Origin of the sequence: Neorhizobium sp. BT27B, from assembly GCF_050455485.1 — a bacterium.
GTDB lineage: Bacteria > Pseudomonadota > Alphaproteobacteria > Rhizobiales > Rhizobiaceae > Neorhizobium.
In genome coordinates this window covers 14,966-41,730 of the sequence record NZ_JBCIYT010000019.1, presented here as the reverse complement: position 1 = coordinate 41,730, position 26,765 = coordinate 14,966, and the positions used below count along the sequence as shown (strand labels likewise).

The window sequence follows — 26,765 nt, the reverse complement described above, 5'->3', positions numbered from 1 at the left end:
CTCCTTTAGTCTGTGATACTTATCAAGGCTCAGCGAGACTTCTTGTAAAGTTTTTCGGCGATCTCGAACATTTCCTCGGGAGCATAGTCCGGCGTGAAAGCTGATGGTACGCCGACAAGCTGCTGGATCTTACCGCCGTCCGGCATTCCATCGACCACCTCAAGTTCGCCTGGAGGATCACCCGGCAGCGCGACTTCGTCGTTGCTCCAGATCCCCGCGATCTCTTTATAGTCGTTCGGGCTCCAGGTGTAGAGGCGCCGATGCGAACCCTCGTCGAGATACTTCTGGCATTCGGGAATGTTGGCGAGCGGGATGTTTGGGGTCGGCAGGAATTTCTTCACGTCCACTCCGGTGATTTTCTCCAGCGCCAGCGCGTACGCATGCGCATGCACCGAACCGCGAACAAGAAGATAGCCGCAGACCTCGCGGCCTGTAGGATCGGTCACAGTCTCGTAGACCCGCAGCTTGTGAAGCCGGGCGCCGCATTCCAGGTGAAAGTTGTGCAGCAGATCGAGAACGACGTTGCCAGTCGTGGTGATGAAGTCGTTGTTCCAGGACTGGCCGTTGCTGTTGATTGGCATCGCGCCGCCGCCACCCGATAGAAAACTCGCGGCCAAACGGATATCTGCCATATCCTTGAACGGAGCACCGGATATGTCTCCACCGTCGCCTTCGTCACCGTCAGGAATGTCAGGCCCATTATTCAGCATCGCGACGCCGTTACTGACGAGCTCAACATGCCCGAGCTCTTCTGCCGTGATGCTGGCAACCAGGCTGTAGAAGGGCTTGAGCTTCGATTTCGAGCGGAAGTTGAACGACTGGAACATATAGTTTCCCAGCGTAGACATTTCCCCGTATTTACCGCCGAGCAATTCTTGAAGGGCGGCTGCAGCATTTGGGTCAGCGGCTTTCGGTGCGGGCAGCTCCGCCTGGAGCTGGTCTACTCTCATGAACATGAGATTTCCTTTCGGTTTGAGACAAGCGCCCAACCTCATGGCATCGCGATAGTTCCTCAGCTTTCACGACCGTGCGGTATCGTACCGGTTCCCGTTCACGTCACTCCAGACGCATGACATCCTTGAAACGCACGATGACAGCAACCGTCCCGTCTTCGCTCGTTAGCTCGAACGCCTGACCGTCCACGACGTCGCCACGCAGGATACGTTGCGAGAGAAGTTCACGCGCGGAATTGATCGCTTCCTTCCGCGCGGCCTCCAAGCTTTCGAATTCCGCGCCCTCCGGATCTGCTGCGAGATCCTGTCCGTCGCGGAGGTGAAAATAGAATTTCGGCATGCTGGCGCTCCCCGGTTTCGAGCTACCAACCTTGAAACTGGCCACAGGTTTCCGCAGCTCGAACAATTTTTGCGACATGACGAACTGGACCTTGCCTCCTTTCGCCTTATCTCGGGCGAAGCTCCCATCCTCGAACAGTTCAGTCAGGAACCGCATATGTCGTGGACCAAGAATCGACTTCTTTCAATTCTTCCGCAGCCCGACGCGGCGTTGCTGCGCCCAAGACTGGAACCTGTCAGCCTCGCGCAGGGCGAAATGCTGTTCCGATCCAACGAGAAGATCAGCCATGTCTTCTTCTTCGAGGGAGGACTTTCCTCAGAGATCGCTGGCAGCGATGAAACGAAGAAAATCGAAGTCGGATGCATTGGGTACGAAGGGTTTTCGGCAGTGCCCGCCGTCCTCGGGGTCGATAGCAGTCCGCACTACGCGTTCATGCAATGCGCGGGTCCGGCATTGCGTATCGGTATTGAAGAGCTGCGCGCGGTAATAGACGAAAGCCGCTTTATTCGGGACCTCCTGCTGAAATACGCGCATGTCTTTCTAATTCAGGTCGCTGCCACAGCTCTGGCCGACGGCCGCTACGACATCGAGCAGAGGCTGGCCAGATGGGTCCTGATGAGCCAGGACAGGATTGGCGACGAACTCCCGCTCACGCACGACTTCCTGGCGCTTATGCTCGGCGTCCGTCGGTCGAGCGTGACTGATGCGCTGCATCGACTGGAAGGTTCGTTGGCGATCAAGGCTGAGCGCGGTCTGATTTCAGTCAGGGATCGCGAAACCCTCAAGGCCGTAGCAGGCCCGTCCTATGGCATGCCCGAACAAGAGTACGAAAGGCACCTCGGACAAGACTGGCGGGTACGGTGACCGCCCGCGCTCAATCATCCTGCCCCATGGAAATCGCAAGTTGGTGGCGAGCACGGTTGACCCTACTCTTTATCGTCCCGATGGCGCAGCCCGATTGCTTAGCTGCATCCTCATAGCTAAGCGCATCGATCAGAACCATTACCAAGGCGTCAGATTGGTGTCTTGGAAGTACGGCGATCGCCTTCTCCAGTTCGTGGCCCCGAATGCTCCATTCCTGCGTTGGCAAGGTGACCATCCTGCCGCTCGCATCGTCCTCGATCCCAACCATCTCCCGCTTCGAGCTAGCAAACTTGGTGCAGAAGCGATTGCGCATGATGGTGAACATCCACGACCGAAGCCTGGACCCGGGATGGAACTTGTCCGCGCTGGCCATAGCCCTCATCAGGGTGTCCTGAACGAGATCCTCCGCATCGGGACCATTCCGGTGAAAGCGCCGCGCGAAAGTACGCAGGGCTGGGACTTCTACGAGCATTTCGGCATGCGAAAACCCTGCAGTCGGAGCAACGACCATTGTAGTCTCCCTTTAGGACAATAACAGTCGGCGACTGCCTCGCGTTCCGCATTTCGTCCAGAGGGTACGATCCCGTACGGTCTGGGGAAGACGCTCGGCTAGCCGTGTGTTTCTCTTTCGGCTTCAAATCAGCTCTCCCCACGACGGAACTTCCCCGGTCGGCGGCTGTTAAGCGGTCCCACGAACAGGAGTTGCACCCATGATCAAGACCAGCCTAACCGCCGCAAGCCTTGCATTGCTTCTAGCATCCTCTGCCATGGCCCAGACCGCCGCCGAAAAGAGCGGCGTGAACTCGGTCCTTGGAGTGGCGCCGAAGACGGAAGACTTCGTTGCCGAAGCCGCCACGAGTGACATGTTCGAAATCGAGTCCAGCAAGCTCGCCATCGAGCGCGCCGATTCCGCAACGAAGACATTCGCGCAGCAGATGGTGGCTGACCACACCAAGACATCCGACGAACTCAAGGCGCTTGTGTCTTCAGGCAAGGTGAAGGCTGCCGTCCCCGCCGAAATGACCTCCTCGCAGCAGAGCATGCTCGACAAGCTGAAGGGCCTTCAGGGGGAGGATTTCACGAAGCAGTATCATTCTGACCAGGAAGATGTTCACGAGGATGCAGTCGACCTGTTCAAGCGCTACGGTGAAGAAGGCGAAAATGCTGATCTGAAGGCCTGGGCAGCGACAACGCGACCCGCGCTGGAACACCATCTGATGATGGCGAAGGACCTCAATAAGTAGTCTTCCAGACAATGTTAGAGCGCCAGCACGCACCGAGTCGGTGCGTGCTGGCGCTTACGGGTCTACACCTTGTCCATCTACTTAGTATCTGTTGCTCCCAAATTACCTTTGCGGCGTCGGGAAAAGCATCGTCGGGGGACCGCCGCAAAACCAAAAAATGAAAGTTTTTGCCCACCTAACTACTTACAATAGCTGTCGATAACGAAGACTTGCCCCGAGAGTGGGAACCTTTGCCGCTGTTCATTGTCCAAACCATCAAAAGCCGTGGTGATGAACAACGCGTTTCCGGCCAATACGCAGCTCGTCGGATTTGGAACCGGCAGATCTAGCCGCTCAAGCAGGTCACCCCGCGGAGAAAACACGTTCAGACTGGAGCTCCCGTACATTGCAGCTATGACGTTGCCGTCATTGTCCAAACACAGGCCATCCGGACTGTTCTCCCCCGTTTTGACGAACACGCGCTTATTCAGGGCGACACCGGTTTCACTATCGTAATCGTATTGCCAGATCGTGTTTCGGGCCGTGTCCGCGTGATACATGACACGTCCGTCCAGGGACCAGGCTTTGCCATTGGCGTTAGCGTAGCCCCCCTCGACTTCTTCCAGATGATCGCCGCGAAGGAGGTAGAGCGCTGCTGTCGGCGAAGGATCGTCAGCGGTGTTGATCGTACCAACCCACAGCCTCCCTTGGGGATCAAGCTTGCCGTCGTTGAGCCGGTGATCCTTTGGAAGGTCCAGCAAAGCGATGGGCGTCTCCTCCCCGCTTTCGAGATCGAGATGATAAACGCCATCGGCCATGCACAGAACAAGCCGTTTGTCTTTGGGATAGGCAAAGCTGACTTCCCTCGATACCACCCAAGTCTGATGCGCTCGCTTATCCGGGGAGTACCGATGCACCGAGCGCCCGATGATATCCACCCAGTACAGGGAGGCGGTTGGCGCATCCCAATAAGCACCTTCACCCAGTTGGCATGCCGGCAAGCGCGCGTCGAGAATTCGAACATCCATCATGTGTTCTCCTGGAGCGAGAATATCGCGTGAAGCAAAGCGAGGTGGCTTAAGCCCTGCGGGAGGTTGCCCAGCCCTCCCCCGGTTGCGGGGTCCATCTGTTCGGTGAGAATACCGAAATTGTTGCCGAGTTTTTCAAGCAGCTGAACGAGCATATCCTCGGCGCGATCGACCTCCCCGAGAAATGCATAGGCTTCGACCAGCCAGCAGCAACAGGCGACAAACGCCCCCTCTTCTTCGCTAACCCCGCTGTAACGATAAACAAGCGGCCCGACAGCGAGCTCTCGCTCAATTGCGTCCCTTGTCCTGCGCAAACGATCATCATGCTCGAAGCCGAAACGTGTTGTCAGCAGGAGTGCGGCATCAAGATTGTCGGTTCCCGCATAAAACGTGTAGGCCTGCTGCGCCTCCGACCAGCAGTTTGCGTCGATCCACGCCCTGACTCGACGACTTTCAGCATCCCACCGATCCGCATCGCCAGCGATATGCCCAGCCCTCGCCATCTCCGCAGCCTTCGCTAGGGCGAGCCAGCATCCAATCTTTGAGAATGTGTAATGCTGCTGATCCTCGAGCTCCCAGATGCCGGCATCTTTTTCTTGCCAGCGATCGACGACCTGTTCTGCCAGTCGCGTTAACAGCTTGCTCGTCCGGGGATCCAGGACATGTCCCATATCAGCAAATAGGGCAGCGGTTTCCAGCAGGTCGCCATAGCAGCTCAATTGGACCTGCGTTTTGGCACGGTTGCCGGTGCGTACCGGTGACGACCCCTTGTAGCCGGGCACATCAATAATCTCTTCGTCTGGAACCTCACCGCCTGCCAACGTGTAGACAACCGACGGTGTCGGCCCGTCATCGTCGATTGTGCGCACCAGCCAGCCAAACGCAGCGATCGCCTCGGAAAGAGCGCCAGCCCGCAGGAAGGCCTTGATCGTGTAAGCTGCATCACGGATCCAGGCGTAGCGATAGTCGTAGTTCTTGTCCCCTCCGATGCGCTCCGGCAGTCCGGAGGTTGCCGCGGCCGCGATTGCGCCGGTCTTCGAGTAAAGCAGGAATTTGAGCGACAGCGCACAGCGGATGAAGTCTGTTTGGAATGGACCATCATAGCTGAGTTTCTCCGACCAGCGCCGCCACTCGTCATCGCTGAAATCGATCCGCGCATCGATCTCCGACAGTTTGGGTATCGCCAGCGGGGCTTTGTCAGCCACTAGATAGGCGATGCAGGTTCGCGATCCATCTGTTGCCGTATACCGCGCGTTCGTCCGCTGATCTTCGTCGGCCGTGATTACCACATCGTCCGAGTGGCAGAATGTCGTCGTCAGATCGCCGATGTAACGAACCGCCGCATTGGGATGATCAATCCGCCTCACCTCTCCCTGCGCACAGATCGGGTTGACCACGATCTCGAAATCCACGGTGCCAGCCAGCCCTTCTATGCGACGGGCCAGCTCGCACCACGGCAGCCTGCCACCAGCGCCGCTGTTCAAGGACTCGGTCACTCGGGCTCGGCCGGTATCGGTAATGAAGATGGTCTCCAGCACATTGCTGTCTTTGCAATACTGGCGCTCGATCTTAAATGGCCGAACCGGCGTCAGCGAAAACCGTCCTCCATCTTCGTCATGCATGCGGTTAAACAGGGGCGGCGAATCCATATCGGGCGCGCACCACCAGTCGACCGAACCATCCGCTCCGACAAGGGCCACCGAGCGACCCTCACCGATCGCGGCGTAATGCTCGAGCGGCAAAAAGCCGCCCGAGCGCACAGGCTCCAGAGATTTGAGCATCAGGGCAGCGTGTTACCGCCGGTGACGCCAAAGACCTCGCCCGTGATGAAGCTCGATTCCTGCGTTGCGAGAAACACGTAAATTGGAGCACATTCCGCGGGCTGGCCGGGCCGCTTCATCGGAACCTCGCTGCCAAACTCGACGATCTTGTCCTGCGGCTGGCCGCCAGACGTTTGCAGCGGTGTCCAGACTGGACCGGGTGCGACGACATTGACGCGGATCCCCTTCGGCAGGATCTGCTTAGACAAGGCTTTGCTGAAAGCAACGATCGCGGATTTTGTCGGGGCATAGTCAAGCAAGCTTTCCGATGGCTGGTAGGCTTGGATTGAGGCGGTGTTGATGATCGTGGAGCCCTCCGGCATCAGCGGAATTGCGGCCTTGCAGATCCAGAACAGCGCATAGACATTGGTCTTGAACGTCTCGTCGAACTGATCCGTCGTAAGATCGGCGATCGTTTCAACCGACTTCTGACGGCCAGCTACATTGACCAACAGATCAAGGCCGCCGAGTTCGGCGTTCGCCTTTGCGACCAATTCCTGGCAGAAGCTCTCGCTTTTCAAGTCGCCGGGAATGGCGATAGCCTTGCTGCCCTCGGCCTCAATTAACTTGATGACCTCGTCGGCATCCGCCTGCTCTTCCGGAAGATAGTTGATAGCGACATCCGCGCCTTCGCGAGCATAGGCGATCGCAGCCGCACGCCCGATACCAGAGTCCCCGCCTGTCACAAGCGCCTTACGGCCCTTCAGTCGGCCGAAACCCTTGTAGGTTGTTTCGCCGTGATCCGGGACAGGCTGCATTTTTCCGGCAATGCCCGGGACGGGCTGAGGTTGCTCGGGGAACTTTGGCTGAGGGTATTGGGTCAGCGGATTCTGGATGTCGAACTGATTGGCTGAAGCCATTGTTTTTCTTCCTTTCGCGTTGGACGGAGACGAAAGCCGCGGGACCAACAGAAGTTCCGTAGATAATCGCGGAGGCAGCAGCAGATCGCGGAACAGTTACCGACCCTGCCGGTTAAGCCTCCGTCATTCAACCGGAGGAAGATCATGACCGAAGAACAACGTCGCCCGATACCACCCTATCCGGAACAACAGCAGGAGCCGCCAGGCGAAACCGCCTTGATGCAACCCGTCCCGGATCATGGCGAGAAATCTTATCGCGGCAACGGGAGGCTGGACGGCAAGGTCGCGCTGATCACTGGTGCGGATTCCGGTATTGGCAAGGCCGTGGCAATTGCTTTCGCGCGCGAGGGCGCCGATATTCTGATCTCCTATCTCAACGAAGATGAGGACGCAGCTGACACCGCCAGATGGGTCGAGGATGCAGGACGCAAGGCACTCGTCATTCCGGGGGACATCACATCGGAAGATCATTGCCAGGAACTGGTCGCGCGCGCGGTTGGTGAGCTCGGCGGTATCGACATCCTGGTCAACAACGCCGCTTTTCAGCGCACTTATGACGACATCGCCGATATCTCCGCTGAAGAGTGGGACAAGACCTTCCGAACAAACATCCACGCGCAGTTCTTCCTGTCAAAGGCGGCCGCTCCGCATATGAAACCCGGAAGTGCCATCATCAACACCACCTCCATCCAGTCGCGACAGCCATCGCCGCAGCTTCTCGCCTATGCATCCACCAAGGGGGCTGTCTCCAACTTCACAGCCGGCCTTGCGGAAATGCTTGCTGAAAAAGGCATTCGCGTGAATGCGGTGGCCCCCGGCCCTATCTGGACACCCCTCATCCCGTCCACCATGCCGGCCGAAAAAGCCGCGAAGTTTGGGCAACAGACCCTGATCGGCCGCGCCGGCCAGCCCGCCGAGCTCGCAGGAGCCTATGTCCTCCTGGCTTCTGAACTTGGAAGCTACATGACGGGCGCCGTCATTCCGGTCACCGGCGGCGAGATAATGATCTAGCGTTCATACTACCGAGGCAGATTGGTAAACCTGCTTCAGCGGCCTCTGTGGTTCCCACTCGGGTGGGAATAGGCCGTTGATGGTGAACTACCCGCACCGCTTCCAGGAAAAGAAGGGCTCTCGGCTTTGTCGCGCAACTGGGCAAACTTCAGATCTGGGGGCGCGAGCCGTCTGTAAAGCTTGGCAAAGCCTCGCCACCGGCCAAGTAAGCAAAAAGGGCGCAGCAATGCTTGCTGCTCCCTTTGTCTAGCTGACTGGAATGAAATGCGGGTAGTGACGACCGCTCAGATTTACCAATTTTCCGGCGACTTAGTTACACGCGATGAAGGGCTGCGGCTCGCAGACGTGGTTGCGAGCCGCAGCATATTTAGCCATTCGGTCGAATGACGACTTTGACGCATCCGTCTTCTTTGTCGCGGAAGGTCTTATAAGCTTCCGGTCCTTCCTCCAGCCCGATCCTGTGTGTGATCACAAAGGAAGGATCTATCTTGCCTTCGACGATCAGGTTGAGAAGTGGCTCCAGATATCGCTGTACATGGGTTTGTCCGGTTTTCAGGGTCAATCCCTTGCCGACAAGGGCCCCGAGCGGTGCGGGAACAGCAGAGCCGACGAAGACACCCGGAAGAGACACTATCCCACCGGGCCGGCAGGCAAGGATCGCTTGGGCGAGAGCGTAGGGCCGCTCCGTTGAAGTCAGTTTTGTCTGGAGGGTCTCCATCACACCACCCGCCCCATGGCTTTCCATGCCGACCGCCTCGATGACGGCGTCCGGCCCAAGTCCGTTGGTGATGGCGAGGATACGCTCCTGCAGGTCCTCATCCGCATAATCGAGCGTCTCCGCACCGGACGCTCTGGCGAGCGCCAACCGCTCCGGAACGGTGTCTATGGCAATGACCCGCTCTGCCCCCAGCAGGAAGGCAGACTTGATGGCAAATAATCCGACCGGACCGCAGCCAAACACGGCGACCGTCTGTCCTTGCTTGATGTCGCAATTTTCCGCCGCCATATATCCCGTCGGGAAAATATCGGAGAGAAACAGGACCTGTTCGTCGGTCAAGTTATCCGGCACTTTGATCGGACCCACATCGGCATATGGCACCCGCAGATATTCCGCCTGGCCACCGGGAAAGCGTCCATAGAGTTCCGAATAACCGAACAGGCCTGCCGTCGGATATCCGATCTGTTTTGCCTGCATCTTTCCGTTCGGGTTCGAGCGCTCGCAAAGGGAAAACTGGCCCCATTTGCACTGGCGGCACTCGCCACAAGAGATGGTGAAGGGCACGACGACACGATCGCCGACCTTGAGCTTGGCATTGCCGCGACCGACCTCGACCACCTCCCCCATCGTTTCGTGGCCCATGACATCGCCGTGATGCATGCCGGGAACGAAGCCACCGTAAAGGTGAAGATCAGAGCCACAGATCGCACAGCTCGTCACCTTGATGATCGCGTCTCGGTCATGCTGGATGACCGGATCATCGACCTGCTCGCAGCGAATGTCACCGCTTCCGTGCCATGTCAGAGCTTTCATCGTCGTTCTCCTTCTATTTCGTTGCCATCTCGCGTTCGAATGTCCCGACGGCCTGACCTTTTGCGAGGACATGACCTTCCATGGCTTTCAGCACCGCGTCGCGCTTTGCACCGGGTTCGAGACCCAGGGTCTCGACATCCAGCGCGAAGACCTGGAAATGATAATGGTGGGCCGGGTCGCCAACCGGCGGCTTCGGTCCGGTATAACCGACCGATCCCATGCTATTGGCGCCCTGCTTCATCGCCTTTGGCTCCTGAAGGACCGGCGTGCCGGGAACACCTTCACGCAGCTTTGTCGTTGAGGCCGGAATGTCATAGGCGAGCCAATGCGTGAATGGTTTCGGCTTTGCCGCATCCGGGTCGTCGGCGACCAACACAAAGGACTTGGTGCCCTGAGGCGCTGCGGACCATTCGATTGCCGGAGAGGCGTTATCTCCGTCGGCTGCATATTGAACCGGGATCGGCCCATCTTTTTCGAAGGCGGGCTTGACCGTGATCGCCTCTTCGCTCCGGGCCTTGGCGAGATCGAACGCTATCTGCGAGGCCTGCATGTCGGTGACGCCATTGGGGATCGTCGTGGCTTCGGTGGATTGCCTCGCCACCGCGCCGGTATACGAGACCTTGTAGACGATGCCATTGCTGTCGTCGGCGACGAACAGCGAACCATCCCTGCCAACGGCGATACCGGCCAGGCGTCCAAGGTAGCCAAACTTGCCGTTCTCTTGCTGCAGCAGGAAACCCTCGAGAAATTTCTCGAACGTGACCGGCTTGCCGTTTTCGAAGTTGACGCGCACGACTTCATATCCGCTCGGAGGACGGCGGTTCCAGGATCCCCGCATGGCGATGAAGGCGTCGCCCTTGTAGTCCGCAGGAAACGCCGTCCCACCGTAAAACGCCATCTGCATCGGCGCGCTGTGGGCGGTGTAGCCGAGAACCGGCTCGGTCGACTGCTTCGCCCACTGATCGAGCGTGATGCCTTCCGGTGGATTGATGTGCGGGTTGATGCCGCTCATGCCGTAAACATAAGGCCAGCCGTATTTCTTGCCCTGTTCGATCCGGTTGAGTTCTTCGATCTGAACTTCGTCGCCTAGCCAGTCTATGCCGTGATCAATACCGTAGAGTGCGCCGGTCGTCGGCTCCCAGTCGAAGCCGATCGTGTTGCGCAGGCCAGATGCAAAGATCGTGCGCGTCTTGCCGTCCTTGGATGCTCGAACGATCGTCGCGTTTTCCGGATTATCTTCTTGGCATTCGTTGCAGGTACTACCGACAGAGATGTAGAGCATGCCATCCGGGCCGATCTTGATCGTCCGGTTGGCGTGCTGGCCCGCATCGGGAAGATCGTCGATGATCCGGGTCAGAGGGCCGAACGTGCCATCTTCTCCGACGTCGGCGGTGTAGACGTCGTGGATCGTGACGAGGAACACCTTGTTGCCGTCGAAGGCGATGCCATGCATGTTCGGTCGGCTCGCGACGGTGACCACGTCATCCGCCTTGCCGTCATTGTTGGCGTCCTTCAGCATGATCACATCGCCGACCGCCCTTCGGGTCGCGTAGACGGTGCCGTTTTGCGAGACGGCGAGCATGCGCGGATTGATCAGATCTCGGGCAAAAACATCGACCTCGAAGCCGGCGGGCGCCTTGATCAGGCCGGTGAGCTTGGCGTCATCAGCTACGACCAGCTTTTCTGGCTCTAGAATCGAGCCCTGAATGATGACATCGGATGCTTCCCCCACCGTTCCCTTGACCTGGGCGGAACCGGTGGATGGCAGGATGAGAGCGAGCGCGGTGGCGGAAACCGCGAGGACGGACAGACGGTTGGTCATGGGGTCTCCTGATGGGGCGAGGATGACGTGAAAAGCCCGGCCTCCCGGCCGGAGATCAAAGTGGCTTCGGATGAGACTCGTGCGCAGTTGGCTGCGAACTCATTGACCGCCGCATCAACGCCGCCTTTCGCAAAGGTCAACGGATGCGCCGCTCCTTTGGTTTTCACGACACGACAGCATAAGGACACCGGCTCATCACTGAGCCGGTGTCTCAAACATCACATCTTTCCGAATGCCTTGGTCAGATCATTGACGGCAAAATCCTGGGCACGACGTGCATCGTCCAGAACAGCGTCCATCCCGAAGAACTCGTGCGTCACACCATCATTGTTCATGTAGGTTGTCGTGACAGCCGCATCCTTCAGTTTTTCCGCCAGCATCACACCGTCGGACATCAGTGGATCGATCTCGGCTGTGATAATCGTCGCAGGCGGGAGGCCCTTGAGATCGGCCTTTGTCGTCAGATTGAGCATCGGGTTCATGGCGTCCTCGGGCTTGGCGAGCACCTTGCCGACGAACCAGCCCATGGCGCCCTTGGACAAGGGCATGGCGTTCTGGTTGGCGATATAGGATGGCGTGTTCATGTCGGTACCAGTCACCGGATAGACGAGCAGCATGTGGACCGGCATCTGAACCTTCTGGTCACGCGCCATGATCGCGACATTGGCTGCCAGATTGCCGCCGGCGCTTTCGCCGGCCACCGCCACACGTGCCGGATCGCCGCCGAGGCTTGCAGCCTTTTCCAGGGCCCATTTGTAGGCCGCGAAGGAATCTTCATGCGCTGCCGGGAACTTGGCCTCCGGTGCATGACGATATTCGACGCTGACGACGATCGCCTTTGCTTTCGACGCCAGGGCAAGTGCCGAGGACTCATAAGTGTCGATGTTGGCGATCACCCATCCACCGCCATGATAGTAGACGATGACAGGCAATGGGCCGGAGCCTGCGTTCTCTGGCGTATAGATGCGGACCGGCTGGGTGCCGCCCGCGATCGGATAGGTCATGTCCTGCTTTTTGACGGCAGGCATCGGGACCATCTTGCCCTGGTCCTTGAGGACTGCCTTAACCGCATCCGCAGGTGTCGGCTGGGTGCGCGCTTCCTCGACTGTGCGGGACTCGATCGGTTTTGCACCGAGTTCCTGCATCTTCTTGAGAACGAGAGCCATGTCTTCCGTGTCGGCGCGTTTCATCGTGCCGCTGTCTGGCGTTTCCGCGAGAGGATTGGGTTTCGGCTGTTCCTGCGCGAATGCGGACGGTGCTGCAAAAAGCGCGGTGCTGGCGATCAGGTGGGCGGCCAGAATGGAGATGTGAACTGAGGTCTTCATCGGAAATCCTTGTGACGTTGACTGAGGGCGCTTACGCGTCGAGCTCTTTGGTGATGCGCTTGCAGATCGCGACATGTTCCTTGAACACGGCCAGCATCAGCATGCTGAGATGGCGCCCCTGAACCTCGGCCGGGTCTGTCACCCCGGTGGAGTTGTGGATGAAGGCATCGGCGAGGTCGCGCAGGTACTCGTGGTTCTCGAGCTGGAGGCCGATATAGGCTTTGTCGAACGCCTTGCCTTTTCCGGCAGACACCACCTTTTCGACCATGCCATGCGCATCCGCATCCATGCCTGGGCCCATCGCACCCGTGTCCTTGAGAACCATGTTGACGGTGATAGCTTCACCCAGCTCGAAACCGGCGAACTCAAGCGCGTTCTTCTGGGTGGCTTTTTCCGAAGCGACCTGCGAGGTGGCGAGGGAAATTTCGGCGCGGCCGATCACGGTCGAATAGAACTGCGCGGCGGTTTTGACGTCTGCAAACGACGTGATCGGCATTGCCGCCAATGGGGTTGCAGCCAAGACCAGACGCGTCTGCGCCAGAATAATGGGGGCTGCGCCAACGGCCAAGAGGCCGGTCAGAATTGTACGGCGGTCCATATGAATGCTCCGGGAAGACACAACTTCTGGACGCAGCTATCCAGCAGCGAAACAGCCGTTTTGTGGGGGATGAGGTTTGACAGGAATTGTCAGAGTGCTCGTGATCTAAACCACAGGCTGCTGTTTAAGTTCCACCTGATAATTGACACACGACATATGCTTGTCGGCTCCGGGACCCATTGGCCCGAGACCTTCAGGCCCAGTGAAACCGTTGAAACAACGAGTGAGCGGCTAAGCGCAACGTCGTCGTTTCAGAAACCATTACGCATCGCGTCTGATACAACCGTCTACGACATCGCCGGGAGCGAAACGCTCCCGGCGAACCTTGTTCAAAACCAAGCAGCTTAAATCACTGGCATCGTAGGTGTGCTGCCCTATCTAAGGGCTACATGCGGTCGGAAGTCCCGGCTTCCGAACCGAGGCGCCGCCGATGACTGTGATGAACATCCCCTCAATTCAGTCTGAACTCATTATCGCAGAGCGAGACATCCTCGCTCGCGTCGCGCTTGGCGGTCCGATCAAGGACGTGCTGAGCGACATCATTCTCCTCGTCGAGAAACCCGCAAACGGCGAGTTGCTCGCCTCCGTCCTTCTGCTTTCAGAAGACGGAAAAAGCCTGCTCGAAGGCGCGGCACCCAGCCTTCCTTCAGAATACAATGCAGCGATCGACGGCATTCCAGTCGGGCATGGGATAGGTTCTTGCGGAACGGCAGCGTTTTCCGGAGAGGCGGTGATGGTTTCCGACATCGATACCGACCCGCTATGGGCGGACTTCAGGGAACTCGCACTTGGCCATGGTTTGCGCGCATGTTGGTCGATGCCGATCAAGGCGGCCGACGGACGTATTCTCGGGACGTTTGCGAACTACTATCACGAGCCCAAGGAGCCGACCGAGCGCGATATCGAAGTGATTGGCATGGTGACCCGTACGATAGCGATCGCAATAGAGCGATACAACTACGAACAGGCGCGGGAGCGAGCCGAAGAGCAACGTGTGCTGCTCCTGAGAGAACTGAACCACAGGGTCAAGAACGTGTTTGCCCTGACAAATTCCCTGCTTAAGATGAGTGCGCGCACGGTATCAACGGCGACTGAACTGGCAGCCATTGTCACATCGAGGCTGACGGCACTGAGTAAAGCACATGATTTGGTGCAACCCGTCTTCTCGCTGGAGAGTGTGGAGCCTCCGTCAGACGTGTCCTTGCATCGGGTGATCACCGATATCCTTGCGCCCTATGTTGAAGACGAAGACAAGCAGAGGCTGGCGCTCGTCGGAGGTGATGATGTATTCGTCTCGTCGAACAACATCACCGCCATTGCGCTCGTTCTGCATGAACTGGCAACGAATGCCGCCAAATATGGATCTCTAAGCACACTTGAGGGACGGCTGGTGGTGTCATGCGTGCGATCCGACAAAATCGAGATCGTGTGGAGCGAACGCGGTGGGCCAACGGTCTCCGAACCGTCGGTTTCTGGCTTCGGCTCAACGCTTGTGACGCGGAGTGTCCAGGGGCTGCGGGGAGAAATCACTTATAGTTGGAGCAGCGAGGGGCTGGATGTCGTGATCGGCCTCCCGTTGTCAGCTCTCGAGGGCCCGCCGGATAAATCTGGAACATCAGCTGACCAACCGTCGACCTGATGGCCGAGGCGTTAAAAGCTTTGGTGGAAATGGCGAGAACGGCGCGCTAGCTGGAACGAATTACAAGTCCATGCGTTAGGTCGCGCGGGAAAAAAAGGGACGACAGGATTTGGCGCTGGAAACCAACCCAGAATGCCGCAGGCTATGCAACGAATTCGATTGGGACACGGCGAGCGTGGGGCCGGTGGATGGCTGGAGCGTCGAGCTTAGGACTCTCGTGAATGTTATGCTCGGCTCTCTGCAGCCGATGCTCATAGTCTGGGGACCATCTCAAACCACGCTTTACAATGACGGCTACGCTGCCATGTGTGGCCACCGGCATCCGGCTGCATTCGGCCGGCCCTTCGGTGAGCTCTGGCACGACATCTGGGACCAGGTTGAACCGATCATATCCGCAGCCTTCGCCGGACAAGGCACCTCGATGGAAGACATCGAGTTCGTCATGCACCGCAACGGTTACCCTGAAGAGACCCATTTCGCGTTCTCCTACACGCCGGTTCGAGACCCCTGGGGAACGGTGCTGGGGATGTTCTGTGCCTGCACCGAACAGACCGCGACCGTCGCAGAGCGCAAGGCGGAGCGGACGTTGCGAGAACGTTTCGAACAGGTGTTCGAGTTGAGCCCCGGCGGCATCGCACTACTGGGCGGTCCTGACCACGTCTTCGAATATGCAAATGAAGTATACTATTCGATGATCGGAACGGACCGTGAGATCATCGGCAAGACGGTCGCCGATGCGGTTTCCGAGGTCGTTCGGCAGGGCTATATTGACATTCTCGACGGCGTTTATCGGACGGGCGAGCCTTTTGTCGCGAAAAATCTCGAGATCGAGCTAAACCGCGGGACTGCCGGCGAAAAGCAGAACCGCGTCATCGATCTCGTATACCAGCCGATGCGGGAGGACGATGGGACGGTGAGCGGTATTCTGGTCCAGGCGCTCGACGTAACCGACCTTCGTGCAGAGCAGCAGAAGCAGGAACTGCTCTCCCATGAGCTTGGGCATCGCCTCAAGAACCAGCTTGCCATGATCCAGGCCATCGCGTCACAGACACTTCGAAACTCGCCGGATCTTGCCAGTGCCCGACTTCGCCTGTCTGACCGTATTGGCGTGTTAAGCGCTGCCCACGATACGATCTTGCTCGGAGGAGTGGGCGCTTCGACCGTCAATCAACTGGTCGAGCAAATTATATCGACCCACGACGACCCGGCCAATCCGCGCATCACCGTTTCCGGAACGAGGGTGAAGGTTGGCTCTCGTCCATCCCTTTCGCTGTCGCTGATCCTTCATGAGCTGGCGACGAATGCGACCAAGTTCGGCGCCCTCTCCGAGCCGGACGGGCGCGTCAGCATACGGTGGATGGTTACCGGGCCAAAATCCGACCGCTTCGAACTGATCTGGAGCGAGAGCGGAGGACCGCCTGTTGCGCAGCCAGAAACTCTTGGCTCAGGCATGAGGCTGATCAACGCCGGCCTCAATGGCACATCCGACAGCACCGTGGAATTCTCTTACCCGCCCGACGGTCTGGTCTGCGTGATAGGCGCCGACCTCGACGGCTTCCAGCAGGAACACTGAATGGCTCAGCTCCCCATCCTCGTTGTAGAAGACGACGGCCTGATCCGGATGGATTTGGCCGACGTGCTCGGTGACAGTGGCTTCACCGTGCTTGAAGCGGCGAATGCCGATCAAGCCCTCGTCATTCTTGAGACGCAGACGACAGTGAGTGCAATGCTGACTGACATCGACATGCCTGGATCGATGAACGGCATCAAGCTCGCCAATCTCACCGCCTCACGCTGGCCCGACTGCAAGATCATCGTAATATCAGGGCGGTACTCGCCGGACCAAGGCAGCCTGCCTGAAGGCGCACGGTTTCTTTCTAAGCCCATATCGGAACGGCTACTGGGTGCTACACTCGCCGAAATGGGCATCGAGGCCACCACTTAGGTCTCGGCGGCCTAGTCGTTCAACGGCATCCATGAGATTTATCAACATGGCTGCTTTCAATACCCTATAGTGCGAGGGGCACTTGTCGGCCCTCCCTTCGCTCATGTCGACACACCGAATGGCGAGAGGTCCATGGACAGCATCATCCAACATCCGACTTTCGGGGCCGGCCGCATGGGCCGAATGACAGCAGAGTTCAACTGGGCCTCGACGCCACTCGGGCCGATATCCTCTTGGTCGAAGGCGCTCGAAGCGATTGTCTCGCTGATGCTTGGTCAGCGACACCCGATCTGCATGTTCTGGGGCGAGCAGTTCACGATGCTTTACAACGATGCCTATGCGCCGCTTCTTGGGGCTAAGGAACACGGTGCGCTTGGCCAGCCTGCCAATGTTGTCTGGTCGGACATCTGGTCCGACATCAAGCCGTTCGTTGATCAGGCCATGTCTGGAGACGGCACCTGGGCCGAAGAGTTGCCGCTCGTCATGACCCGCAACGGCTTCGATGAAGAGACCTTTTGGACATTTTCCTACAGCCCGCTCTTCGAAGAGGGCGAGGTGAAAGGGATGATGAACGTGGCGATCGACGCGACCGCGGGGGTCATAGCTCGCAGGAACCAGAACGCACTACAGCGCGAACTGGTCCACCGTGTCAAAAATACGCTTGCAGTGGCAGGTGCAGTCGTGTCCTCCACGCTTCGCCAGGCGACAAGTCTCGAACAGGCGCGGGCGACCGTCGCAGACCGCATCACAGCACTCGGAAACGCCCAGGAGCTTCTCCACGAGTCGGCGGAAGACACACCCGTCCGCGGTATCGTCGAGGCCGCGATGAAGGCGCACCTAGATCGCCCTGACCGGGCCGTCATCAGCGGCCCGGATACGCGGGTGGCATCCCAGCAAGCAGTTGGGCTATCGCTTGCCGTCTACGAGCTGGCAACGAATGCCGTCAAATACGGAGCCCTGTCAGACGATGCCGGCAAGGTCGAAATCTCGTGGGATTTGACCGCCGGAGATCGTTTCACCTTCACCTGGCAGGAGGTTGGCGGCCCCGCGGTCGCAAAGCCTGCGAGAACCGGGTTCGGTTCGCGACTGACGAACAAGATTGTGGCGGCTTATTTCGAGGGCCAGGGCCGAACCCTCTATAATCCCGACGGTGTCAGGTTTGAGCTTGAAGGTATCATCCACTCGGGACAATCGGACCAAGTGGAAATCGGTTGAGCGCTGTCATCCCGACCGCACTCACGCTTCACGTTCGAGTTCCTGAAGTGTTTCGATCACCAAGGCTTCGTTCAGCGGCTTTCCCAAGAACCGCGCCCGCTCCGGCAGATCGTTATGAGCCGGAACGATAGCGCCCGAGGCGACAACGACATGCACCTCGGGCCAATGTTCGCCGACGTAGCGGGCGAGAGCCAAGCCATCCATCTGGCCTGGCATCTGGATGTCCGTCATCAAAAGTTTGAGGGAGCTGTGCTTGGCGAGAAGTTTGAATGCTTCGTCGGCGTTCCTTGCCTCAATGACGTGATAGCCTGCTGACGACACTATGTCGGCGGTATCCATTCTGATCAACGGTTCGTCGTCAACGACCAAGGCAATCGGCTCTCGCATTTCATCAGCTCCCATGTTCAGCTCCCATGTTCAGCACATAAGCGCCAGACCCGAATTCTGTTCCTTAGATGTCTAGTTTCCATCGAAATAACGGAGCATTGGCGCGGAGCCCGGGCCTGACCTTCAACCCGTTTCTGAGATGCCAAATCTTTGCGGTATCGACTTCCCCCGTTATCGGCGTAGACTGTTTACTATCGTCACCACACGAATTCGTAGGCGGTGGCGGCTAAGGGTTCGTACGTGCTCTTGCCTGCCTGATTACAGGAGGAGGGACATGTCACTCCCCTCAATCCACGCAGCAGACAATGCCGAACTTCGTCGAAGGCTCTATCAGAGGGCATCGCTCTATACAGTGGACGAAGAGGTATGCCGACGGATTGTCGACCGCACCATATTCGCCATCGTCGAAGATTTGGACTTACTGAACGGAGAAGACATCTGGCACGAGGTATTCAATGTTCTGCATGGTTTCGCTCGGGCTGAAATTGGAGTTTCCGATCACCCTCCGCCAGCAACAGCCACCCCAATGATCGCGGACGCCCGGTCTGACGAGTCGATGATCGCGTCCGAGATGTGTGATCATTTGGCCCGAAGACATTCGTTTGGAGTTGTCGCCAACAGTGCAAAATCAAGGACGGCCTAGGTTGCAGCGGGAGGAGCGAATGAATTTAAAGCATAGGCCCCCGTGCCACCGCCCGGTAGCACGTTCAGTCATTCAATGCGACGTCTCTTGCTGATCAGCATCGGCGGGAATGACGATACCGACATATCTCACCGGGCTGCCACTGGCGTCCCGGAAGCCGCGACCATACGATGCCACGGCGACGTACGCGCCTGTCGCGTTGAGCACGCGGTAGGTCTCCTGCTGCGGTAGATGCCCGACGATACTGTCACGTATGGTTTTCGCGAGACGCGGACGATCATCGGGATGGACGCGCGCGAGATATGCCTCTATCGGCAATCCTCTCTCCGCAAGATCTGGATCTAGCCCGAACAAAGCGGCCAGTGCGCTGTCTGCGTAGAGAATATTTTCAGGTAGGTCCCACGAGTAAAAACCTGCATCCGGCACGCTGCCGCCCATCAACGCGGCTTCAAAGTTTAGCTCCACTATTTGACGCATCAAATCTCCTGTCTTCACGTCGATTCGTACTTTAGCGCTCGTGAATGTTGTTTCAAGGGTATTGGTGCGTCAGTCCCGCTTGGTGATGTAGAGTTCTTCCAGCATCTGTAGAACGGCCATGACACCAGGGCTGGACGACCTATGATGCAGTGGCTGCGCCGGAGTGATGTGAGCGGGTCGTCTAAGGCCGGTGAGATAGGAAGCCAGATCATCCAACAATGGATCAGCAGGCCCTGACGTGTCCGGAACAAGGAGAACTTTGGTCATAGATACAATTCTGAAGGAGGAGGCGGATGCCTTGACTTCCTATGCGCTGTTTTAGATCTTCTGTATATTCATTTATTTGCAACGAGGCCGCTTCACCTCATACGATCAAGGTAGTGGATTGATGGACGCGCGACGCACTGTTTGCAGCAGCTCGCGCAACGTGTTTCGTTATTTTGACTCACATGGGTTCCGCGGCGGCCAGCGCTGAAGCTCTTGAGTGGATCAGAACCCTCGGCCCATAATTTGATAGTCTCGTTTTCGCAGAGCAGATCTCGGCCTTATATTTCCGATTCAAATAAATGCGCTCGTCACTCCATCAACTTTCTGAAAAACGAAATATCTTGATAATCTGGAAATTCCAGATATTCTGGATATCCAGTTCGGAGATTGTCTATGCGCCATTACACGACGGGTGACCTCAACAAGCAGGTCGGCGATGTCACAGATGCGGCCAGCCGTGAGCCGGTAGTTCTCACCAAACACAGGAAGCCACGCTTCGTGTTGATGAGCTATGAGCATTATGAACGGCTGCGCACCGGTGGCGACCCGCGCAAGCCTCATCGGGCCGCGGACATGCCCGATGAGCATATAGAGCTGTTTGGTGCAGAAATCGATCGGTTGGCGCGTGGTGAAGGCTACGGCGATGAGCCGTGAGTTCCTTCCCGGTCAGATAATCAGCTATCCGTATCTATGGAGTTGGCAGGATGAGCGTGGTGAGACTGAAGGACGCAAGTCGCGCCCGACCTGCGTCGTCGTTGCGGTTCGTAGTGCCAAGGACGGCGTTACCCACCTGGCTCTTCTCGCAGTGACAACGCAACCGCCACAGACCGACCGCGCCGCCTTGGAAATCCCTGATACGGAGGCACGTCGAGCCGGCCTGAGCGATCTGAAGCGCTGTTGGGTGATGGTCGATGAATACAATTACGATGTGGCTGAGCGTTCTTGGTATATCGAGCCAGACGAGAAGACACTCGGTCGTTTCAGCAAGGCGTTCATGATGAAGATTGCGGCGGCCTTTGGCGAAGCTTCCAGAAATTCAGGCCGCCGGATAAACAGAATGGATTGAATCGCTAGATTCGATTTTCGCGAGTTAACTACCCACCATCATTCCGGCTAGTGTTGGAGCAGCCACGCCCACCGATGACGGTCTTGCTCTTGAACCTAATTGAACCGTCGACCCCCTATTTCAGTTGTGTGGGGGTACAATGAAGACCACTGCCGTCAATGGTACGATCAGTTAAACGACTTAGCTCGCTCATATATTGCCAAAGCGAAGGCTTCGAACCCTCGCAAGTTTGCTGCATTTCGGGCTTCAATTGCAAAAGCTGTTAAGCGCCTTTCGATCGACAAGACCGAAGATGCCTGTATCAGCCTGACTTCATCGTACCAAGCAGGTGGCGATGCGGCCGACGCTGGTTCTAATGCCAGAACATCGCTTGATTTGTCCGATCAGCAAAAACAGCTCACCGGACGCTCACGCAACACGCGTCGCCTGGTGAACAGGAGAGACAACCATCAGGGTCTCAGGTCCCGGTCGGGCACATGAGGAAAGCGCAAAAATGGCAATGAGGACTAGAAATGTGAGGCGCAATGGACGGAACTCTTGACTCTGGTGGCAGGGACTTAGTCCCAATCGACATTCCCGAAAAAGCTGGGAAATCGGAAGAAGAACAATATTCTATCGTGTCACCTCGTCACAACAGGTCTACCAATCTGGACCTGCCTCTCCACATCATGCTCGAAAAGCCGAAACGGAGTCTATCTTCAATGCGCCGCGTAGGCAGGTGGCCTTCTTAGCTTTCAAGGGATCCGAACCATCCGTGTGAACAGCACCCCATACTGGAACCTGTTAGTTTCAATGAAACTTCCGAGTCTTCACTATATATCTTTTCCTACGCCCGCCCTGCCAGCGCAGTTCTTACAGAATAGTCTATCGGGCACCGCGCGCAGCACACAGCCCTTCATAGTTTTGAAATGGTGCTGCTGGGAGCTATCAGGAGCTGTAGTACGGTGAAGCGAAGGTTACACAACACTAGTGCGACGCACAGATCATGGCTTCACAGTCGTCGTTCCCGACGGGTTCGTTGTCGGTACCGGACCACCTGAACCGCTCTGCGAATGCGGTATGCTTTCCGTCGGAGCGGTGTTGCCGGTTCCCGCTGTAGGTGCCTGACTAGGGGGCGCCGGCGCCGCCGGTGGAGCGGCTGTACTTTGCTCCGTTGGAGAATCCGTTGCCTCTCCCCACCACTCTGCCGATCCCCATGCGATAAGCGCCAAGATCAGGCCCGCCGCAAGAACGAGAAGTACCGGCATGCCTGTTCGTCCTTGCCGGGCTTCTGTCGCATCCTCGACGACTGGTGGATCAACTTTTCTATCCATAGGCTTCGGCTCCTGCGATTGATCATCACAACTCTGTCGTGTGATACTTGTTCCAGAGCCAACGGGTTAAGCGCTGCATGACGCCGCATCCAACTGGGCATTAACATTATATATAGCCCTCAACCTATGGCGTGCTACGTGAGCGTCCGGTGAGCTGTTTTTGCTGATCGGACAAATCAAGCGATGTTCTGGCATTAGAACCAGCATTAGTGCTGACATTAATACCAGAACAAAGAGGTTACATGGCTCGCATAGAGATCATGTCCGGTACCGAGCGCAGACGGCGTTGGTCGGACGAGGCGAAGCTGAGGATACTTGCGGAAGCTGATGAGCCCGGTGCTCGCATCGGGGATGTGGCGCGCCGGAACGACATTCATCCGGGCCAGATCCGCTTGTGGCGGCAATCATTCAGCTATGCCGATCGGCCAACGGTATTCCTCCCAGTGGAAATCACCGAGGACGTTGGCGTAAGCCAGCCGTCTACCGCAGCAACGAGGCCGGCGATCGTCGAGATCTTGCTTCGAAACGGTCGGAGCTTGAAGGTTCCGGTTGACGTCGAGTTGAAACTGCTTGGCCTGCTCGTCGCTTGCGTGGAGGCGGCATGATCGGGCCATCGGGGAATGTGCGGGTCTACCTGGCCTGCGGAGTGACCGATATGCGGCGTGGCATCGATGGCCTATCGGCGCTGGTCGAAACGGTCGTGAAGGAGGCGCCGGGCTCGGGCGCGATCTTCGGCTTCCGCGGAAAGCGCGCTGACCGGATCAAACTCCTCTGGTGGGACGGCCAAGGGTTCTGCCTGTTCTACAAGATTTTGGAGCGCGGGTACTTTCCATGGCCGACGGCGAAGGAGGGTGTAGCGCCCTTGACGCGGGCGCAGCTTTCCATGCTCGTTGAGGGGATTGATTGGCGACGCCCGGCGTGGACGTCCGCTCCCGGCCGAACGGGATAAAAGCCATATTTTGCAGGGGCATCCGAGGCTTCACGCTGGCGCGTCATTTGCAAATCGGCTAGATTCGCGAGTATGGAAACAGCGCCGCTGGACAGTCAGGACGAGCTCACTGCTTTGCGCGCACTCGTCGCGGAACAGGCGGCGAAACTTGAGAGCCAGGAAGCCGAGGTCATCAAGCGAGACTCCATAATCGGGCTTCTTCGCGCGCAACTGGAGCTTCTCCGACATCGGCAACATGGCGCGTCTTCGGAAAAGATCGACCGGAAGATCGAGCAGTTCGAGCTGATGCTGGAGGAGATCGAGGCCTCTCGTGCCGAAGCTGAGCTGCGCTCCGGGAAAACTCCTCTGCCGGAGTTGGATGACGCATCCGAGAAGCCGAAGCGCAAGCCTCTACCCGATGATCTCACCACCGAAGAACTGGTCTATGCGGCTCCGTGCAATTGCCCGACCTGCGGTGGCACTTCGTTCCTGAAGGCGGCCGACAGAGTGGTCCAGGTGCTGGAGCACGTGCCGGCGTCAGTCAAGATTGTCCGGCATGTCGAAAAGCGCATGATCTGCAGGGAATGCGATACGACAGTGGCTGGCGAGATGCCGACCTTGCCGATCGAGCGCGGCAAACCCGGACCGGGGCTGCTCGCCCATATCATGATCGCAAAATTCGACGATCACATTCCTCTCTACCGCCTGTCCGAGATGTATTACCGGTTGGGGATAGACATCTCCCGATCCGTAATGGCTGACTGGGTCGGCCGCGTATCAGGTCTGCTTGCGCCACTCGTCCTTGCCATCAGGGCCCATATCGCCGCGCTCGACCGAATACATACGGACGATACCCCGGTCGATGTTCTCGACCCCGGACGGGGCAAGACAAAAACCGGCAGGGTCTGGGTCTACGTCTTCGACGGCAGTGGCTATCAGTCCGCCACTCCCGCAGCCATCGCCTATTACTACAGCCCTGACCGCAAAGGCGCGCATCCGGCTGACCACCTCGCAAACTTCAGCGGCGTCATGCATGCCGACGGCTACGGAGGTTACAAAAAGCTCTACGGCAACCAAATCATTGAAGCCGCCTGCATGGCGCATGTGCGCCGCAAGTTCCATGATGTGATCAAGCTGAAGCCTTCTCCGATCGCTGAGGAAGCACTGTCGCGCATCGGCGCTCTCTACGATATCGAGAACCGTATCCGAGGCATGTCGGCTGATGAGCGGCGTAGCCTGCGGCAACAACACGCCAGACCCATTCTGGACGAGCTGAAAGTCTGGATCGAAGCCATGCTTTCGACGCTGCCACAGAAGCAGAAGCTCGCCGAGGCAATGCGATATGCGCTGTCGCGATGGGCAGCCCTAAGTGTCTACGTCGACGATGGCCGCGTCGAAATCGATAACAACGTAGCCGAGCGCGCGATGCGTCCGCTTGGGATCGGAAGAAAAAACTGGCTCTTCGCCGGCTCCGATAAGGGCGGCGAGCGCATCGCCAACATCCTGACCATCATCGAAACGGTCAAATTGCACGGCCAAAATCCGGAGGTGTATCTGACAGATGTCCTCGCTCGGATCCAGGATCATCCCAAGGATCGAATTGAAGACCTGCTGCCCTGGAACTGGACGCCAGCAAACGCTTCATACGAGGCCCTCTGATGGCACGCTCGAGGTTCATCTACACACTCAGCCAAGTCGCCGGCATGATCGGCGAGAACCTCGAACTGATCGAAGAGGTGACCGCAAACTCGGACAACATCTCCGAGGGTGAACTGGTTTACGTTAGCGATGGCACTGAAGGTGGCACGAAGGGTTTGACCGAGAATGGCATCGAAGAACTTCAAAGCCTGCTCGCCGACATCAGAATGTGGGATGGCGGTATAGGCGAGTTCCTCATCGACACACAGTGCGATCCTGAAATAATCGAACGCATCATGGCCGATGAAATGAAACGCGACCTATAGCTTCCATCTCTCACACCCGAAAAGTGCGTTCGCCGGACGCTCACCGTGCTACAGAGGTCCATGCAAGAACAAAACAAGACCGCTCTCGTTCTCGACGACGAAATGCTGATCGCACTCGACGTGGAAGCTATGCTTTTCGACTTAGGTTTCGCTCGCGTCACGGTCGTTCCGAGCGTTAGTGAGGCCCTGGACTATCTTAGCAGGGAAAAACCGGACGCGGCTGTCATTGACTTTCACGTGCGCGGCAAAAACTGTGAGCCAGTTGCAGGTGCGCTTCGAAGCTTAGGCGTACCAACTGTTATTCACTCAGGAACGAGTTTCGATCCCGACTATCACGGCACGTTCTTCGCGGACTTTCCTTGGTTAGCTAAACCGTCGTCGCGAGAACATCTGGCGAGTTCGCTCTCAGCCGCGATTGATCAATCGAAATTAACCACCGACTGAAACGGCACTGCTTCGACAATTTCGCCGTCTTCGGAAGTGATTTCAAATGTTTCATTGGCAATAGGCCGCCCGTGCCATAGGCCGTCCGAAACCATTTCCCTTGCCGCCCGCACCGCTTCTGATCTCGCTTCAGCTGCTGAAATGAAATCGGCTTCGAAAGTTTCGCCCAAAGAGCCGTTAGAGTTCCGAACCTGAAAGTGAAATTTTGTCATGTCGCACCAGTGCCATTAGAGCTATCTAACGAAATCATGAGAAAAAAGGACCGCGACGTTTCCACGCCCGGCCCTTAATGTCGACTCTATCCGCTCCAGTACATCCGTGGTAGCCGTCAGAAGCGACACATGTGATGATTACTTCTTCATCTTGTCGTAATCGAACTTCGGAGCTGCAGTGAGGTCTTCCTTGTTCGTGTCGACATACGCCTTCCACGTGCCGTTGTCGTCAGCGATGGCCATAGATGCCGGGTCGATTACGACGTAGCTGCTGCCGAGGCCCAGGAAGCCGCCAACGCTCGCGATCACTCCGATCACCGATTTACCATCACCAATGACGATATCGGAAATCTCGCCAACTTCCTCATTTTCCTTGTTATAGATGTTCATGCCGACAAGCTTCGACGTCACGAGATCGGCGCCTTTGATCTCTACGTGCTTGAGCGGCATGGTAGCTGCCTTGCCCATAGTGAGGCCAGGACCGACCATAGTTGCATCGGCGCCAGATGCGGCCGGCTCCACAGCTGCCGGGGCTGCCGGTGCAGCAGGCTGCTGCGCATAAGCAGCAGTGCCCATCATCGCAACTGTAATGGCGGCGGCAATCATCTTCTTCATGAGTATTTCCTCGTATGCGTCTGTTATTACGTCATTTCAAGACGGTGAGTAACGAGATCGGGTCGGGATAGTTCCGCAACCTTCAAGAAAAGAGAGACCCCGCCGTAGCGAGGTCTGCTTTTTTGAATGTTTTGGGGTAAAATGCGATACGAAGATGTTTAACCGTCGCGATTGTTTCCGGCTGCCGCTATGCGACGTCGCTGATTACAACGACGCATGAATCGATCGATCCGGGTTTTCTCACTGCCAAACTTGTCGAGAATGTTCATGGCTTG

Annotated in this window: 29 protein-coding genes; 14 read left to right on the top strand and 15 right to left on the bottom strand. The window is 57.5% G+C overall.

Annotation, left to right across the window (positions count from 1 at the left end; translation table 11 throughout):
• Nucleotides 1-29 precede the first annotated feature (29 nt).
• Both AAIH70_RS29285 and AAIH70_RS29280 read right to left on the bottom strand, forming a co-directional pair.
• Nucleotides 30-956 (bottom strand): manganese catalase family protein, encoded by a 927-nt coding sequence (locus AAIH70_RS29285; protein WP_132281129.1) that lies wholly within the window; start codon nt 954-956, stop codon nt 30-32.
• Between the two features lie 100 nt (nt 957-1,056).
• Nucleotides 1,057-1,449 (bottom strand): DUF6894 family protein, encoded by a 393-nt coding sequence (locus AAIH70_RS29280; protein WP_132281132.1) that lies wholly within the window; start codon nt 1,447-1,449, stop codon nt 1,057-1,059.
• On the opposite strand from AAIH70_RS29280, the gene AAIH70_RS29275 reads away from it, so the two are divergent.
• Entirely contained in the window at nt 1,450-2,157 is a 708-nt protein-coding gene (locus AAIH70_RS29275; protein ID WP_132281135.1) for a Crp/Fnr family transcriptional regulator, read from the top strand. It abuts the gene before it with no gap.
• Nucleotides 2,158-2,167: 10 nt separating this feature from the next.
• On the opposite strand, the gene AAIH70_RS29270 is transcribed toward AAIH70_RS29275, so the two are convergent.
• Entirely contained in the window at nt 2,168-2,668 is a 501-nt protein-coding gene (locus tag AAIH70_RS29270) for a sigma-70 family RNA polymerase sigma factor (protein ID WP_132281138.1), read from the bottom strand.
• Between the two features lie 199 nt (nt 2,669-2,867).
• On the opposite strand from AAIH70_RS29270, the gene AAIH70_RS29265 reads away from it, so the two are divergent.
• On the top strand, nt 2,868-3,401 hold the full coding sequence (locus AAIH70_RS29265) for a DUF4142 domain-containing protein (protein WP_132281141.1): 534 nt from the start codon (nt 2,868-2,870) through the stop codon (nt 3,399-3,401).
• 179 nt (nt 3,402-3,580) lie between these two features.
• On the opposite strand, the gene AAIH70_RS29260 is transcribed toward AAIH70_RS29265, so the two are convergent.
• The 3 genes from AAIH70_RS29260 to AAIH70_RS29250 are packed head-to-tail and all read right to left on the bottom strand — an operon-like array spanning nt 3,581 to nt 7,088.
• A complete protein-coding gene (locus AAIH70_RS29260; RefSeq protein ID WP_430037522.1) occupies nt 3,581-4,411 on the bottom strand; it encodes an SMP-30/gluconolactonase/LRE family protein in 831 nt (276 codons plus the stop codon).
• Complete coding sequence (locus tag AAIH70_RS29255; protein ID WP_132281147.1) at nt 4,408-6,189, bottom strand: glycoside hydrolase family 15 protein; 1,782 nt, start codon at nt 6,187-6,189, stop codon at nt 4,408-4,410. Before AAIH70_RS29255 ends, AAIH70_RS29260 begins: the two co-directional genes overlap by 4 nt.
• Nucleotides 6,189-7,088: an SDR family oxidoreductase gene (locus AAIH70_RS29250; RefSeq protein WP_430037543.1), complete on the bottom strand. Its 900-nt coding sequence runs from the start codon at nt 7,086-7,088 to the stop codon at nt 6,189-6,191. The genes AAIH70_RS29255 and AAIH70_RS29250 overlap by 1 nt, the downstream gene beginning before the upstream one ends.
• A 144-nt stretch (nt 7,089-7,232) precedes the next feature.
• Between AAIH70_RS29250 and AAIH70_RS29245 the strand changes: the two genes are divergently transcribed.
• Entirely contained in the window at nt 7,233-8,099 is an 867-nt protein-coding gene (locus tag AAIH70_RS29245) for an SDR family oxidoreductase (RefSeq protein ID WP_165932171.1), read from the top strand.
• Nucleotides 8,100-8,466: 367 nt separating this feature from the next.
• Here AAIH70_RS29245 and AAIH70_RS29240 read toward each other — a convergent pair whose 3' ends face one another.
• The 4 genes from AAIH70_RS29240 to AAIH70_RS29225 form a co-directional block, all read right to left on the bottom strand.
• Complete coding sequence (locus tag AAIH70_RS29240) at nt 8,467-9,630, bottom strand: zinc-dependent alcohol dehydrogenase (protein ID WP_132281150.1); 1,164 nt, start codon at nt 9,628-9,630, stop codon at nt 8,467-8,469.
• Nucleotides 9,631-9,643: 13 nt separating this feature from the next.
• The gene (locus tag AAIH70_RS29235; protein WP_430037517.1) at nt 9,644-11,452 is read right to left on the bottom strand and encodes a YbhB/YbcL family Raf kinase inhibitor-like protein; all 1,809 of its coding nucleotides are present in this window, start codon (nt 11,450-11,452) and stop codon (nt 9,644-9,646) included.
• Nucleotides 11,453-11,670: 218 nt separating this feature from the next.
• The gene (locus AAIH70_RS29230; protein WP_132281156.1) at nt 11,671-12,777 is read right to left on the bottom strand and encodes an alpha/beta hydrolase; all 1,107 of its coding nucleotides are present in this window, start codon (nt 12,775-12,777) and stop codon (nt 11,671-11,673) included.
• Nucleotides 12,778-12,808: 31 nt separating this feature from the next.
• Entirely contained in the window at nt 12,809-13,375 is a 567-nt protein-coding gene (locus AAIH70_RS29225; protein ID WP_430037513.1) for a hypothetical protein, read from the bottom strand.
• Nucleotides 13,376-13,805: 430 nt separating this feature from the next.
• Here AAIH70_RS29225 and AAIH70_RS29220 point away from each other — a divergent pair, with 430 nt between their 5' ends.
• From AAIH70_RS29220 to AAIH70_RS29205, 4 genes are all read left to right on the top strand, one after another.
• On the top strand, nt 13,806-15,014 hold the full coding sequence (locus tag AAIH70_RS29220) for a sensor histidine kinase (protein WP_132281162.1): 1,209 nt from the start codon (nt 13,806-13,808) through the stop codon (nt 15,012-15,014).
• Nucleotides 15,015-15,123: 109 nt separating this feature from the next.
• Nucleotides 15,124-16,587, top strand: coding sequence for a PAS domain-containing sensor histidine kinase (locus AAIH70_RS29215; RefSeq protein WP_132281165.1), 1,464 nt, complete (start codon nt 15,124-15,126; stop codon nt 16,585-16,587).
• Nucleotides 16,588-16,959 carry a response regulator gene (locus tag AAIH70_RS29210; protein ID WP_132281168.1) on the top strand — a complete coding sequence of 124 codons (372 nt, stop codon included), beginning with the start codon at nt 16,588-16,590 and terminating at the stop codon, nt 16,957-16,959.
• A gap of 132 nt (nt 16,960-17,091) precedes the next feature.
• Nucleotides 17,092-18,174: a sensor histidine kinase gene (locus AAIH70_RS29205; protein ID WP_245519410.1), complete on the top strand. Its 1,083-nt coding sequence runs from the start codon at nt 17,092-17,094 to the stop codon at nt 18,172-18,174.
• Between the two features lie 21 nt (nt 18,175-18,195).
• On the opposite strand, the gene AAIH70_RS29200 is transcribed toward AAIH70_RS29205, so the two are convergent.
• The 3 genes from AAIH70_RS29200 to AAIH70_RS29190 all read right to left on the bottom strand — a co-directional run bounded on the left by AAIH70_RS29200 (nt 18,196) and on the right by AAIH70_RS29190 (nt 19,948).
• Complete coding sequence (locus AAIH70_RS29200) at nt 18,196-18,576, bottom strand: response regulator (RefSeq protein ID WP_132281171.1); 381 nt, start codon at nt 18,574-18,576, stop codon at nt 18,196-18,198.
• A gap of 700 nt (nt 18,577-19,276) precedes the next feature.
• Complete coding sequence (locus AAIH70_RS29195; RefSeq protein WP_132281174.1) at nt 19,277-19,681, bottom strand: PAS domain-containing protein; 405 nt, start codon at nt 19,679-19,681, stop codon at nt 19,277-19,279.
• Between the two features lie 69 nt (nt 19,682-19,750).
• The gene (locus tag AAIH70_RS29190; RefSeq protein WP_430037506.1) at nt 19,751-19,948 is read right to left on the bottom strand and encodes a hypothetical protein; all 198 of its coding nucleotides are present in this window, start codon (nt 19,946-19,948) and stop codon (nt 19,751-19,753) included.
• Between the two features lie 393 nt (nt 19,949-20,341).
• Here AAIH70_RS29190 and AAIH70_RS29185 point away from each other — a divergent pair, with 393 nt between their 5' ends.
• The 7 genes from AAIH70_RS29185 (at nt 20,342) to AAIH70_RS29155 (ending at nt 25,663) form a co-directional block, all read left to right on the top strand.
• Nucleotides 20,342-20,602 (top strand): type II toxin-antitoxin system prevent-host-death family antitoxin, encoded by a 261-nt coding sequence (locus AAIH70_RS29185; protein ID WP_132281177.1) that lies wholly within the window; start codon nt 20,342-20,344, stop codon nt 20,600-20,602.
• Nucleotides 20,592-21,014 (top strand): hypothetical protein, encoded by a 423-nt coding sequence (locus AAIH70_RS29180; RefSeq protein WP_430037503.1) that lies wholly within the window; start codon nt 20,592-20,594, stop codon nt 21,012-21,014. Before AAIH70_RS29185 ends, AAIH70_RS29180 begins: the two co-directional genes overlap by 11 nt.
• A gap of 1,573 nt (nt 21,015-22,587) precedes the next feature.
• Nucleotides 22,588-22,932 carry an IS66-like element accessory protein TnpA gene (gene tnpA / locus AAIH70_RS29175; RefSeq protein WP_209018763.1) on the top strand — a complete coding sequence of 115 codons (345 nt, stop codon included), beginning with the start codon at nt 22,588-22,590 and terminating at the stop codon, nt 22,930-22,932.
• On the top strand, nt 22,929-23,276 hold the full coding sequence (tnpB, locus tag AAIH70_RS29170; protein ID WP_430037500.1) for an IS66 family insertion sequence element accessory protein TnpB: 348 nt from the start codon (nt 22,929-22,931) through the stop codon (nt 23,274-23,276). The genes tnpA and tnpB overlap by 4 nt, the downstream gene beginning before the upstream one ends.
• A gap of 72 nt (nt 23,277-23,348) precedes the next feature.
• Complete coding sequence (tnpC, locus tag AAIH70_RS29165) at nt 23,349-24,914, top strand: IS66 family transposase (RefSeq protein WP_430037497.1); 1,566 nt, start codon at nt 23,349-23,351, stop codon at nt 24,912-24,914.
• A complete protein-coding gene (locus AAIH70_RS29160) occupies nt 24,914-25,219 on the top strand; it encodes a hypothetical protein (protein WP_430037494.1) in 306 nt (101 codons plus the stop codon). The genes tnpC and AAIH70_RS29160 overlap by 1 nt, the downstream gene beginning before the upstream one ends.
• A gap of 60 nt (nt 25,220-25,279) precedes the next feature.
• Nucleotides 25,280-25,663 carry a hypothetical protein gene (locus AAIH70_RS29155; protein WP_132281930.1) on the top strand — a complete coding sequence of 128 codons (384 nt, stop codon included), beginning with the start codon at nt 25,280-25,282 and terminating at the stop codon, nt 25,661-25,663.
• Here the strand turns inward: AAIH70_RS29155 and AAIH70_RS29150 are convergent.
• Together AAIH70_RS29150 and AAIH70_RS29145 are read right to left on the bottom strand one after the other, a co-directional pair.
• Nucleotides 25,639-25,875 carry a DUF6894 family protein gene (locus AAIH70_RS29150; protein WP_132281928.1) on the bottom strand — a complete coding sequence of 79 codons (237 nt, stop codon included), beginning with the start codon at nt 25,873-25,875 and terminating at the stop codon, nt 25,639-25,641. The genes AAIH70_RS29155 and AAIH70_RS29150 overlap by 25 nt on opposite strands.
• 138 nt (nt 25,876-26,013) lie before the next feature.
• Nucleotides 26,014-26,490 (bottom strand): PRC-barrel domain-containing protein, encoded by a 477-nt coding sequence (locus tag AAIH70_RS29145; RefSeq protein WP_132281926.1) that lies wholly within the window; start codon nt 26,488-26,490, stop codon nt 26,014-26,016.
• Nucleotides 26,491-26,765: the final 275 nt, after the last annotated feature.

Coding starts and splice junctions, on each gene's coding strand:
- AAIH70_RS29285 (WP_132281129.1), bottom strand. CDS start 956: ATGTTCATGAGAGTAGACCAGCTCCAGGCGGAGCTGCCCGCACCGAAA.
- AAIH70_RS29280 (WP_132281132.1), bottom strand. CDS start 1,449: ATGCGGTTCCTGACTGAACTGTTCGAGGATGGGAGCTTCGCCCGAGAT.
- AAIH70_RS29275 (WP_132281135.1), top strand. CDS start 1,450: ATGTCGTGGACCAAGAATCGACTTCTTTCAATTCTTCCGCAGCCCGAC.
- AAIH70_RS29270 (WP_132281138.1), bottom strand. CDS start 2,668: ATGGTCGTTGCTCCGACTGCAGGGTTTTCGCATGCCGAAATGCTCGTA.
- AAIH70_RS29265 (WP_132281141.1), top strand. CDS start 2,868: ATGATCAAGACCAGCCTAACCGCCGCAAGCCTTGCATTGCTTCTAGCA.
- AAIH70_RS29260 (WP_430037522.1), bottom strand. CDS start 4,411: ATGATGGATGTTCGAATTCTCGACGCGCGCTTGCCGGCATGCCAACTG.
- AAIH70_RS29255 (WP_132281147.1), bottom strand. CDS start 6,189: ATGCTCAAATCTCTGGAGCCTGTGCGCTCGGGCGGCTTTTTGCCGCTC.
- AAIH70_RS29250 (WP_430037543.1), bottom strand. CDS start 7,088: ATGGCTTCAGCCAATCAGTTCGACATCCAGAATCCGCTGACCCAATAC.
- AAIH70_RS29245 (WP_165932171.1), top strand. CDS start 7,233: ATGACCGAAGAACAACGTCGCCCGATACCACCCTATCCGGAACAACAG.
- AAIH70_RS29240 (WP_132281150.1), bottom strand. CDS start 9,630: ATGAAAGCTCTGACATGGCACGGAAGCGGTGACATTCGCTGCGAGCAG.
- AAIH70_RS29235 (WP_430037517.1), bottom strand. CDS start 11,452: ATGACCAACCGTCTGTCCGTCCTCGCGGTTTCCGCCACCGCGCTCGCT.
- AAIH70_RS29230 (WP_132281156.1), bottom strand. CDS start 12,777: ATGAAGACCTCAGTTCACATCTCCATTCTGGCCGCCCACCTGATCGCC.
- AAIH70_RS29225 (WP_430037513.1), bottom strand. CDS start 13,375: ATGGACCGCCGTACAATTCTGACCGGCCTCTTGGCCGTTGGCGCAGCC.
- AAIH70_RS29220 (WP_132281162.1), top strand. CDS start 13,806: ATGACTGTGATGAACATCCCCTCAATTCAGTCTGAACTCATTATCGCA.
- AAIH70_RS29210 (WP_132281168.1), top strand. CDS start 16,588: ATGGCTCAGCTCCCCATCCTCGTTGTAGAAGACGACGGCCTGATCCGG.
- AAIH70_RS29205 (WP_245519410.1), top strand. CDS start 17,092: ATGGACAGCATCATCCAACATCCGACTTTCGGGGCCGGCCGCATGGGC.
- AAIH70_RS29200 (WP_132281171.1), bottom strand. CDS start 18,576: ATGGGAGCTGATGAAATGCGAGAGCCGATTGCCTTGGTCGTTGACGAC.
- AAIH70_RS29195 (WP_132281174.1), bottom strand. CDS start 19,681: ATGCGTCAAATAGTGGAGCTAAACTTTGAAGCCGCGTTGATGGGCGGC.
- AAIH70_RS29190 (WP_430037506.1), bottom strand. CDS start 19,948: ATGACCAAAGTTCTCCTTGTTCCGGACACGTCAGGGCCTGCTGATCCA.
- AAIH70_RS29185 (WP_132281177.1), top strand. CDS start 20,342: ATGCGCCATTACACGACGGGTGACCTCAACAAGCAGGTCGGCGATGTC.
- AAIH70_RS29180 (WP_430037503.1), top strand. CDS start 20,592: ATGAGCCGTGAGTTCCTTCCCGGTCAGATAATCAGCTATCCGTATCTA.
- tnpA (WP_209018763.1), top strand. CDS start 22,588: ATGTCCGGTACCGAGCGCAGACGGCGTTGGTCGGACGAGGCGAAGCTG.
- tnpB (WP_430037500.1), top strand. CDS start 22,929: ATGATCGGGCCATCGGGGAATGTGCGGGTCTACCTGGCCTGCGGAGTG.
- tnpC (WP_430037497.1), top strand. CDS start 23,349: ATGGAAACAGCGCCGCTGGACAGTCAGGACGAGCTCACTGCTTTGCGC.
- AAIH70_RS29160 (WP_430037494.1), top strand. CDS start 24,914: ATGGCACGCTCGAGGTTCATCTACACACTCAGCCAAGTCGCCGGCATG.
- AAIH70_RS29155 (WP_132281930.1), top strand. CDS start 25,280: ATGCAAGAACAAAACAAGACCGCTCTCGTTCTCGACGACGAAATGCTG.
- AAIH70_RS29150 (WP_132281928.1), bottom strand. CDS start 25,875: ATGACAAAATTTCACTTTCAGGTTCGGAACTCTAACGGCTCTTTGGGC.
- AAIH70_RS29145 (WP_132281926.1), bottom strand. CDS start 26,490: ATGAAGAAGATGATTGCCGCCGCCATTACAGTTGCGATGATGGGCACT.